The 2,671-nt window shown below is 59.0% G+C and carries 2 protein-coding genes; one reads left to right on the top strand and one right to left on the bottom strand.

The annotated features are described in order from the left end of the window. Window positions 1–1,098 (bottom strand): choline dehydrogenase (locus tag MPRO_RS03535; RefSeq protein WP_067287068.1); only part of this gene is annotated, 1,098 nt, incomplete at its 3' end. 357 nt (window positions 1,099–1,455) lie between these two features. On the opposite strand from MPRO_RS03535, the gene MPRO_RS03530 reads away from it, so the two are divergent. After that, the coding region (locus tag MPRO_RS03530; RefSeq protein WP_067287066.1) for an aldehyde dehydrogenase family protein at window positions 1,456–2,671 on the top strand (1,216 nt) is incomplete at its 3' end.

The following is a 2,671-nucleotide window of genomic DNA, read 5'->3' as shown; positions in this document are numbered from 1 at the left end:
GCGCATGGCCGCCGGCAGGAAATGGAACTGGATGTCCGGCCATTTCAGGCCCGGCTCTGAGCGGATAAAGCCGCAGGATTCGAAATGGTTAGTGGCGCCCAGGCCATCCTTGCGCAGCAGCCAGCGGGCGCCGATCAGCGCCTTGCTCAGCAGGCCCATCTTGCTGTTCAGGGTGATGGGCTCTTTGCATTTGTACTGGATATAGATCTCGGCGTGGTCCTGCAGGTTTTCGCCCACCCCGGGCAGGTCGTGCAGCACTTCTATGCCGGCCTCGCGCAGTACGGCTTTTGGGCCAATGCCGGAGAGCTGCAGCAGGTGGGGTGAGCCAATGGGGCCGGCCGACAGCAGCACTTCGCGGTTGCAGCGCACGGTCTGAGTGCTGCCTGCGCGGGAGTATTCGACGCCGACGGCGCACTTGCCATCCAGCAGGATACGGCGGGTCATGGCATGGGTGACCACGGTCAGGTTGGGTCTGTCCATGGCGGGGCGCAGATAGGCATTGGCGGTGGACCAGCGCACGCCTTTCTTTACGGTCATGTGCATGGGGCCAAAGCCTTCCTGCATCTGGCCGTTGCAGTCGCGGGTCTTGATATAACCGGCCTCTTCGCCGGCATCGACGAAAGCGCCATACAGAGGGTTGGCCATGTTGTTGCCGTTATTGGTGTGCAGTGGGCCGCTGTCGCCGCGGTACTCATCGCCGCCATGCTGCTGGGTTTCGGCTTTTCTGAAGTAGGGCAGGCAGTTCTGGTAGCCCCAGCCTTTGGCACCAAGACTCTCCCATTCATCAAAATCACAGGCATGGCCACGAATGTAGACCAGGCCGTTGATGGACGAGGAGCCGCCCAGCACCTTGCCACGGGGGCAGTGCACACGGCGGCCGTTCAGATGGGGCTCGGGCACGGTCTCGTAACGCCAGTTGTACTTCTTGGTGTTCATGGGCATCGAGAAGGCGGTCGGCATTTGGATAATGACACTCTTGTCGCTGCCACCGGATTCCAGCAGCAGCACCGAGGTGGCGGGATCTTCCGAAATCCGGTTAGCCAGCACACAACCGGCGGAACCGGCACCGATGATGATGTAGTCATACCGATCAGCCATGCTTGATACCTCTTTATTATGCTTATTTGATTCAGGGCCTCGTGCCCCGGCTCCTGTAGACCCTGGTGCGCTGGCCTGTTTAGAGTTCCTATTCTTGATGAAGCGGTTTGATTGATAAATATCGTTGTATCAATTGATAGATTACTAAAAGTAAATGCATCTGCCCCCGCTGTTGTCCTGCTTTCCTGCTTTCCCTCTTTGCTGGCGTCGTCACTGCAGCCTTTTGCATAACGTTTAATCAATCTATGTATTGATAGGTCGATATTTTTAAATGTTTCCGGCTTTCCGATACTGGTGGTCACAGGAGGTCGACAGTGACCGACCCGGACAATAACAAGCACAACGAACGAGGCGACGATGGACACTATCGTAAAGGCGTATCTCGACAACTATCAGGTTTCCCAGGCAACGCGGGACTTTCTTGCCAAAACCCAGCGCATGTTTATTGGCGGCGACTGGGTGGCAGCTAGCGACGGTGCCATCAGTGAGGTGATAGAAGCCTCCACCGGCGGCGTGCTGACACAGATACCCGAAGGTACAGCCCTGGATCTGGATCGCGCTGTGGCCGCGGCCCGGCATCAGTTTGATCATGGGGAGTGGAGCCAGCTCAAACCCCTGGAGCGCGAGCGGTTGCTGCACAAACTGGCGGATCTGCTGGAAGCCAATGCCCAGGAACTGGCCGAGATTGAGTCCATCGATATGGGCAAGTCGGTGGTACAGGCGCTGGAAGTGGATATTCAGGGCACCATCGACACCTTCCGCTACTTCGCCGGTTGGGCCTCCAAGATTTATGGGCGCAGCGTTGAGCCAGCGTCCCTGCCCGGCAGCTACGTGGCCTATACCCGCAAGGAGCCGGTGGGCGTGGTGGCCTCGATCATTCCATGGAACTTCCCATTGCAGACCATGGCCTGGAAGCTGGGCGCAGCGCTCGCAGTCGGTTGCACAGTAGTGGTCAAACCTGCGGAGCTCACATCGCTCAGCACCCTGCGTTTTGCAGAACTGGTGCAGCAGGCCGGCATTCCCGACGGTGTGGTGAACATAGTTACCGGTCGCGGCTCGGTAGTGGGTGCGGCCATGTCGAGTCACCCTGGTATCGACAAGATTACCTTTACCGGCTCCACCCCTGTCGGGCGCACCGTGGGCCAGGCGGCACTTGCCGACATGAAACGCATGACGCTGGAGCTGGGCGGCAAGTCGGCGGTGCTGGTGTTCGAGGATGCCAATATCGAGGCGGCGGCAGAAGCGGTGGCCCAGGGCATCTTTTTCAACTCCGGCCAGGTGTGCGATGCAGGCTCCAGGCTCTATGTGCATGCGTCAATCTATGAGCCTTTCCTGGAAGCCCTGACCGATTACGTCAGTGGCCTGAAGATGGCACCGGGGCTCGATCCCGACTGCTTTATCAGCCCGCTGGTATCGGCGAAGCAACAGGACAGCGTACTCAGCTATATCGAAGCCGGGAAACAGGAAGGCGCACGGCTGGTGTTCGGCGGTGAGGCCCATGGCGGGCCTGGTTACTTCGTGCCGCCGACCCTCTTCGCCGATTGTCGCAATGACATGAAGATCGTGCGGGAGG

Source organism: Marinobacterium profundum (assembly GCF_001528745.1).
Classification (GTDB): Bacteria; Pseudomonadota; Gammaproteobacteria; order Pseudomonadales; family Balneatricaceae; genus Marinobacterium_A; species Marinobacterium_A profundum.
The sequence above is the reverse complement of the archived record's forward strand: the minus strand, read 5'-3'. Positions and strand labels throughout refer to the sequence as shown.